At 47.8% G+C, this 7,183-nt stretch carries 9 protein-coding genes and 1 pseudogene; 8 read left to right on the top strand and 2 right to left on the bottom strand.

From position 1 onward, the window contains the following. The 6 genes from BHE85_RS07975 to BHE85_RS08000 all read left to right on the top strand — a co-directional run. On the top strand, window positions 1-1,831 hold a 1,831-nt coding region (locus BHE85_RS07975), incomplete at its 5' end, for a DUF6645 domain-containing protein (RefSeq protein ID WP_128832475.1). A 150-nt stretch (window positions 1,832-1,981) separates the two neighbouring features. Further along, window positions 1,982-2,197: a class II holin family protein gene (locus BHE85_RS07980; RefSeq protein ID WP_000284510.1), complete on the top strand. Its 216-nt coding sequence runs from the start codon at window positions 1,982-1,984 to the stop codon at window positions 2,195-2,197. A gap of 4 nt (window positions 2,198-2,201) precedes the next feature. Next, complete coding sequence (locus tag BHE85_RS07985; protein WP_128832476.1) at window positions 2,202-2,516, top strand: DUF1327 domain-containing protein; 315 nt, start codon at window positions 2,202-2,204, stop codon at window positions 2,514-2,516. 55 nt (window positions 2,517-2,571) lie between these two features. Further along, entirely contained in the window at window positions 2,572-3,105 is a 534-nt protein-coding gene (locus BHE85_RS07990) for a lysozyme (protein ID WP_001274714.1), read from the top strand. Continuing rightward, window positions 3,102-3,560: a lysis protein gene (locus tag BHE85_RS07995; protein WP_000091924.1), complete on the top strand. Its 459-nt coding sequence runs from the start codon at window positions 3,102-3,104 to the stop codon at window positions 3,558-3,560. The genes BHE85_RS07990 and BHE85_RS07995 overlap by 4 nt, the downstream gene beginning before the upstream one ends. 416 nt (window positions 3,561-3,976) lie before the next feature. After that, entirely contained in the window at window positions 3,977-4,597 is a 621-nt protein-coding gene (locus tag BHE85_RS08000) for a sce7726 family protein (protein WP_000654791.1), read from the top strand. Here BHE85_RS08000 and BHE85_RS08005 read toward each other — a convergent pair. Beyond that, complete coding sequence (locus tag BHE85_RS08005) at window positions 4,539-5,606, bottom strand: beta family protein (protein ID WP_000077907.1); 1,068 nt, start codon at window positions 5,604-5,606, stop codon at window positions 4,539-4,541. The genes BHE85_RS08000 and BHE85_RS08005 overlap by 59 nt on opposite strands. A 409-nt stretch (window positions 5,607-6,015) precedes the next feature. Here BHE85_RS08005 and BHE85_RS08010 point away from each other — a divergent pair, with 409 nt between their 5' ends. Beyond that, window positions 6,016-6,564, top strand: coding sequence for a terminase small subunit (locus BHE85_RS08010; protein WP_000867575.1), 549 nt, complete (start codon window positions 6,016-6,018; stop codon window positions 6,562-6,564). After that, window positions 6,536-6,835: pseudogene (locus BHE85_RS08015) on the top strand (phage terminase large subunit family protein); the annotation flags it as partial. The gene BHE85_RS08010 and the pseudogene BHE85_RS08015, both read left to right, overlap by 29 nt. 42 nt (window positions 6,836-6,877) lie before the next feature. Here the strand turns inward: BHE85_RS08015 and BHE85_RS08020 are convergent. Next, window positions 6,878-7,183 (bottom strand): integrase core domain-containing protein (locus tag BHE85_RS08020; RefSeq protein WP_032232747.1); only part of this gene is annotated, 306 nt, incomplete at its 5' end.

Consider the following 7,183-nt stretch of genomic DNA (forward strand, 5'->3'; position numbering starts at 1 on the left):
CAGGGCGGCGTCGCCGTCAGATCTTGCGGAAAAGCTGACACATAAACTGAAAGAGGGCTGGCAGCCGTTTGGTAGTCCGGTGGCCATAACCCCTTATACCCTGATGCAGGCGATTGCAGCAGAAGGTGATGTGGTCGTCAGTGGTGCAACTGAGCCGGAGTGGTACTACGTCATCGTACTGGCCGGGCAATCCAATGCCATGGCTTACGGTGAAGGGCTTCCGCTTCCGGATTCATACGATGCGCCCCATCCGCGCATTAAGCAACTGGCCCGTCGTAACACAGTGACTCCCGGTGGTGAAGTATGCGTATTTAACGACATCATTCCTGCTGACCATTGTCTGCATGATGTTCAGGATATGAGTACGATTAATCATCCCCGGGCTGACCTGAGCAAAGGGCAGTACGGCTGTGTCGGACAGGGCTTACATATTGCCAAAAAACTGCTTCCGTATATCCCTAATAACGCGGGGATCCTGCTGGTACCATGCTGTCGTGGTGGTTCGGCATTCACCCAGGGCACGGAGGGGACATTCAGCGAGTCCACGGGGGCCAGTCAGGATTCGGCTCGCTGGGGAGTGGGTAAGCCGTTATATCAGGATCTGCTTTTCCGCACGAAGGCAGCATTGCAGAAAAATCCGAAAAACGTTTTGCTGGCGATATGCTGGATGCAGGGGGAATTCGATATGACGAATGCCAGTTACGCCCAGCAGCCAGCAGCATTTCTTGCAATGGTACAGCAGTTCCGTGCTGACCTTGCCGGGCTGGCGGCGCAGTGTCACGGTGGAAGTCCGGCATCAGTCCCCTGGATTTGTGGCGACACGACATACGCGTGGAAACAAGAACACGGTACGCAATATGAAGTGGTATATGGTGCATATAAAGGTAAAGAATCCCAGCAGATTTATTTTGTTCCCTTTATGACCGATGGTAGCGGAGTTAATACACCGACAAACAACCCGTCAGAAGATCCTGATATTGCCGGGTCTGGTTATTACGGTTCGGCATCCCGAACGAACAAAAACTGGGTATCATCAAATCGCCCGACGCATTTCAGCTCATGGGCGCGTCGTGGCATTATTCCCGATCGTATGGCAACTGCTATTCTGAACGTAGCCGGTCGCACCTTAGCCTTCATTAGTGGTAAGGCACCGGAAATCAAACCCTCGCCCGGCGGCGACACTCCATCGGGGCCGTCTGATGGTGACACATCCGTTCGTACAGTCTCCCTGCTGCCGACAGCCGGAGAGGCTGCTGCGCAGGGCTGGACCATCACTGGCGGCAGTGTTGCGCTGGAAGATGGTGTGTTTAAGGTTACCAAGCAGAGCAATAAACCTTGGTCCCTGATGCATCCGGTGGATGACGCAGTCTCCCTGCTGACACGGGGTGGCAGACTGAGCTGTAAGTTTCGACTGTCAGGCGCACTGACCAACAACCAGTTCGGTCTGGGAATTTATCTGTATACCGATGTAGCGTTACCTGACGTCGTGGCGATGACCGGGACTGGTAACCCGTTCCTGATGTCGTTCTTCACCCAGACCACAGACGGCAAACTGAATCTGATGCATCACAGGAAAGCAGGAAACACAAAGTTGGGCGAGTTCGGGAATTACAGTAACGACTGGCAGACGCTGGAGCTGGTGTTCACCGCCGGCAGTGCCACGGTTACTCCGAAACTGAATGGAGTGGCTGGCCCGGCATTCCAGGTCATAAAAGACAGTCTGACACTGGGGCTGAATGCGCTGACGCTGACGGATATTACCAAAAATGCAGCGTATGGCGTTGAGATAGAAAGTCTGGTGCTGGAGATAAATGCACCAGCATCATCATAAAAAGTGAGCCAGTCAAATGGAAGGTATCGTTAAACTCACCGGTAGTGTCAGTGGGTCGTCTGAGATGCCTGCATGAGTTATCAGAGCCATCAGTACTTAACTGGTGGCTTTTTTTATTGTTGTCAGCTTCCGGATAACGGGAGACGGGGTATGTACCAGATGGAAAAAATCACAACAGGTGTGTCATACACCACGTCAGCGGTGGGAACGGGCTACTGGTTCCTGCAGTTGCTGGACAGGGTTTCCCCGTCTCAGTGGGCGGCAATAGGCGTGCTGGGGAGTCTGCTGTTTGGGCTGCTGACATATCTGACTAACCTGTATTTCAAAATCAGAGAGGACCGTCGTAAGGCTGCACGGGGAGAGTAATTCAATGACTCAAAACTATGAACTGATTGTGAAAGGGAGCCGCAATTTTGAGAATAAAGTTACGGTAACTTTAGCGTTACGGGACAAAAAACGCTTTGACGGTGAAATTTTTGACCTGGACATCTCGCTGGACCGTGTTGAAGGTGCCGCGCTGGAGTTTTATGAGGCAGCAGCCAGAAGGAGCATCAGACAGGTCTTCATGGATGTTGCTGCCGGGTTATGTGAAGGGGACGAGCTGTTGCCAGAAACGCGCCCCTGTTCAGAGGCGCGGTATACCATAAAAATTAACAGTTCTGATAACTCGATTACGGGTTGTTAGCTTTTTGCAGTTGGCTTTCCAGTATCTTTCATTGGTAGCATCCTGATAAATATCCATGAGCGCAAAAATCAAATACGGCCTGTCAGCTGCTGTTCTGGCGCTGATTGCTGCAGGCGCGTCTGCTCCTCAAATACTTGACCAGTTTCTGGATGAAAAAGAGGGTAACCACACTACGGCATACCGCGATGGTTCCGGTATATGGACCATCTGTCGTGGTGCCACAATGGTGGATGGTAAGCCCGTCATACCGGGAATGAAGCTGTCGAAGGAAAAATGCGACCAGGTTAACGCTATTGAACGTGATAAGGCGCTGGCATGGGTGGAGCGCAATATTAAAGTACCACTGACCGAACCACAGAAAGCGGGTATAGCGTCATTCTGTCCCTATAACATTGGCCCCGGTAAGTGTTTCCCGTCGACGTTTTATAAGCGGCTGAATGCCGGTGATCGTAAGGGCGCATGCGAGGCGATTCGCTGGTGGATAAAAGATGGTGGGCGCGATTGCCGCATACGTTCAAATAACTGCTATGGACAGGTTATTCGTCGTGACCAGGAAAGCGCATTAGCCTGTTGGGGGATAGATCAGTGAGCAGAGTCGCAGCGATTATTTATACTCTGGTTATCTGCACCATCGTCTGCCTGTCATGGGCTGTTAATCATTACCGCGATAACGCCATTACCTACAAAGCCCAGCGCGACAAAAATGCCAGAGAACTGAAGCTGGCGAACGTGGTAATTACTGACATGCAGATGCGTCAGCGTGATGTAGCAGAACTCGACGCCAGATACACAAAGGAGCTTGCTGATGCTAACGCGACTATCGAAAGTCTTCGTGCTGATGTTTCTGCTGGGCGTAAGCGCCTGCAAGTCGCCGCCACCTGTGCAAAGTCAACGACCGGAGCCAGCAGCATGGGCGATGGAGAAAGCCCAAGACTTACAGCAGATGCTGAACTCAATTATTACCGTCTCCGAAGTGGAATCGACAAGATAACCGCTCAGGTCAACTACCTGCAGGAGTACATCAGGACGCAGTGCTTAAAATAATTTTAATTTCACTGAAATTTAATACGTGACTTTCAGGAAAATGCCTCGCAGATGCGGGGCATTTTTGTACAGGTATTTCACCGCGCACCGCAGCGCACTCAACCACGTCGAACCAAACCCTTTGGAATGAGCCTTTGAGTAGTCAGTTAGTGCTGGTGAGCCTTGACGGGCTGATCTCCTATGCAGCAAAGGTTCATCTCAAAGTAAGACGAACGCTATGACAAACCAAGATTCTATAGACCTATCTGATCTTCGTGGAATGGTCAGTTTTCCAGACAAAAGGTAATCACCATAGTCGTATGGCTATGAATCTTGTTGCTGCAGATAAGCATTTTGTGATTGAAGTGGTCAAATCTCTCAAATGCAGTAAAATGCAGTGCGCTATAATTCAATAACGGAGGGAGTAAGGAGAAGTCATGAAAGATCAAGATGTTAGGTTCGCGGTGCATCATAAGCTTTTGAAAGAATCGCATTTAGATCCAGACTGCCTTGTGGTCGATGAATTTTCCATATCCCTTGGCGCCAGTAGAGCAGACATTGCTGTAATAAATGGTGTTATACACGGGTACGAGCTCAAAAGTGAATATGACTCTTTGGAGCGTTTGCCTCTTCAAATCAAGCATTATTCTTCTGTAATGGACAAGGTTACTCTTGTCGTAGCTGAGAAACACCTTGAGGGAGCATTAAAGTTAATCCCAGGTTGGTGGGGCGTTAAAACGGTTTCTGTTGGGCCAAAAGGCGCCATTCTTATAAAGCACATGCGTGGAGAAAAGCTTAATCGAAACCATGACACATTGATGCTCGCTCAATTGCTTTGGAAAGATGAATGTATCGACGTACTTGAACGATGGGGCTATTCCAAAGGAATCAAAAGCAAGCCCCGATTTGAGTTATGGAATATTATTGCGGAAAATATTCCAATAGCGAATCTCAGGCCTGAAGTCAGAACAGCCTTAAAGAAACGCGTAGGCTGGAAAGTTAAGGCTTGGCAGGCTGAGTCTGCGCCAACCAATAAAGCTGTCTCACGACTAACGTAATATGGTGCGTATGTGCAACTTTACGCCATTCTTTAGAGCCGCCAGATTTGTTAGCGCCTAATGATCTTTGGTAAATGTAATCATCCCCCCAACTAAATTTGGAGCCAAAGACTTGATACTCTGGCGAACTAACAAGGGTAGTACATAAGTTTTTAGTTTGGCCCCATCCATTTCCTTTAACTGCGGTACCTTTTACAAAGATCCATGAGGTATCGTTCGAATATCTCACTGAGACATACTGAGACATGAAGCGTGGGTCTACGCTCGTAATGGTAGAGCTAGCGGTGGGATAATCACTAAAACTTGGCGTTCTTCCATTGCTAAAATTCTGTACTACGTACATCCAAAGATCGTATTCATGGCGCGGAATATGATGAACTTGATGTTGCGGTATCCCTGCCTGTGATGCCGGGTATGCGGTTGAAGATAAAATCAAGTTTCTCCACGGAGCTTGGCCTGATAATGTGTTGACCATGCTTAATGCTTGTTGTTTTAAACTATCAGTTGCGTTTTGAATATCTCCAAAATCAATGATTACATCAATTAAACTAGGATGAATATTTAAGTGGTTAACCAGACTTGTGAATTGGTGCCATGTCTGGGGGGTGATAGATATAGCGAGCCCATTGATTAAGTTGCGTTGAACAGCATGTATATAGTTTGTTGAATATGCGGGAGAAACAACAGGGATAATTTCCTTACCATTTACTCTAGCATCTTGGATACACATATCTAGAGGATGATGGCGGCTCGAACCATGTTTATCTAAATATTTAACATCCAGCAAAACAGGACGATTGGCTTTCCAGGATGCCGCAAGGTTAATACCGAAGTCAGATAAGTAAGAACTCAAACTCTTCTTGTAGCATTCGTTTTCATAATCCCAGTCTATGTCTGGAATGGTAATGATCGGAGTAAAACCAGAGAGCGTAGTTTGATCTAAAAGCATCAGAGATTCATATTCAGCAGGCTTCCATTTCAGCTGTGGATAATATTGATGTTGACTCATTAAAACTCCTTAAAATCTTTACTTATCCTAAGTATAGTGTTATGGCGTAACGCCAATTGTTTTTATACACTTGAAAACATTGGGAAAAGTTGAGCTATATCTAAATTTACAAAATTGGATGTTATAGAAATCGAGGTTTCAACTAGGCATGGAACTGCAAAATTTTTAATGCCTGCACGCGAAAGTCGTTGGCGGGTCCTTTCCGGTGATCCAGATCGTTACGGGGCGGCGACCTCGCGGTTTTTCACTATTTATGAAAATTTTTCAGGGTAAATCGTGTCGGTACTTCTCGAATATAACTTTTTGTTTTTTTTAATATTGCATTCATAAATGTCGACATGAAAGTGTCCGAAAATGCCTTTTTCTGGCGTTTTCATGTCGGGCCTTGTATTTGATAATGGGTTGTTCTATGAAGGTTAATAAAAAGAGGCTTGCCGAAATTTTTAACGTGGACCCGCGGACGATTGAACGCTGGCAGTCTCAGGGGCTCCCTTGCGTCTCCAAAGGCAGTAAGGGCATTGAATCTGTATTTGATACTGCCATGGCAATTCAGTGGTATGCGCAGAGGGAAACTGATATCGAAAACGAAAAGCTCCGCAAAGAACTGGCCGATTTGCGTGCGGCAGCGGAGTCAGATTTACAACCCGGCACCATTGACTATGAACGCTACCGGCTCACAAAAGCGCAGGCAGATGCGCAGGAACTGAAAAATGCCCGTGAAGACGGAGTGGTGCTGGAAACTGAACTGTTTACCTTCATTCTGCAACGTGTGGCACAGGAGATTTCGGGGATACTTGTGCGTGTGCCGTTGACATTACAGCGTAAATATCCGGACATTTCACCATCACACCTTGATGTGGTGAAAACTGAAATCGCGAAAGCCTCCAATGTTGCAGCTAAGGCCGGTGAAAACGTGGGCGGGTGGATCGATGATTTCAGACGCACAGAAGGCAGCTAATGCAGCCGGTGCGATAGCTACAGGGCTTTTATCTCTCATTATTCCTGTTCCACTGACGACAGTTCAGTGGGCCAATAAACATTATTACCTTCCTAAAGAGTCGTCTTATACCCCGGGGCGGTGGGAAACACTGCCGTTTCAGGTTGGCATCATGAACTGTATGGGCAACGATTTGATTCGCACTGTTAACCTGATTAAATCTGCCCGTGTTGGTTATACAAAGATGTTGCTGGGAGTGGAGGCTTATTTTATTGAGCATAAATCACGCAACTGAACCGCCCCGGGTTTCCTGGAGAGTGTTTTATCTGTGAACTCAGGCTGCCAGATCATCGTTTCCGATGGAAGCATAATAAGCTTTTTCTGCTTCTGCCGGAGGGATGTGGCCCAGCCTTTCCAGCAATCGTCGATTATTATACCAGTCCACCCACGTGAGTGTGGCCAGTTCCACTTCTGCACGGTTTTTCCAGCTCTTACGGTGTATTACCTCCGCTTTGTAAAGACCATTGATGCTCTCCGCCATCGCGTTGTCATACGAGTCGCCTGTACTTCCTGTTGATGCCAGTAATCCGGCTTCCTTAAGCCGCTGTGTGTAGGCCAGCGATACATACTGAGAACCTTT

The sequence above is a fragment of the Shigella sp. FC1567 genome (assembly GCF_001743015.1).
Classification (GTDB): domain Bacteria; phylum Pseudomonadota; class Gammaproteobacteria; order Enterobacterales; family Enterobacteriaceae; genus Escherichia; species Escherichia coli.

What these genes read in the sequence shown, in the direction of transcription:
- BHE85_RS07980 (WP_000284510.1), top strand. Translation starts at nt 1,982, where the DNA reads ATGTACCAGATGGAAAAAATCACAACAGGTGTGTCATACACCACGTCA.
- BHE85_RS07985 (WP_128832476.1), top strand. Translation starts at nt 2,202, where the DNA reads ATGACTCAAAACTATGAACTGATTGTGAAAGGGAGCCGCAATTTTGAG.
- BHE85_RS07990 (WP_001274714.1), top strand. Translation starts at nt 2,572, where the DNA reads ATGAGCGCAAAAATCAAATACGGCCTGTCAGCTGCTGTTCTGGCGCTG.
- BHE85_RS08000 (WP_000654791.1), top strand. Translation starts at nt 3,977, where the DNA reads ATGAAAGATCAAGATGTTAGGTTCGCGGTGCATCATAAGCTTTTGAAA.
- BHE85_RS08005 (WP_000077907.1), bottom strand. Translation starts at nt 5,606, where the DNA reads ATGAGTCAACATCAATATTATCCACAGCTGAAATGGAAGCCTGCTGAA.
- BHE85_RS08010 (WP_000867575.1), top strand. Translation starts at nt 6,016, where the DNA reads ATGAAGGTTAATAAAAAGAGGCTTGCCGAAATTTTTAACGTGGACCCG.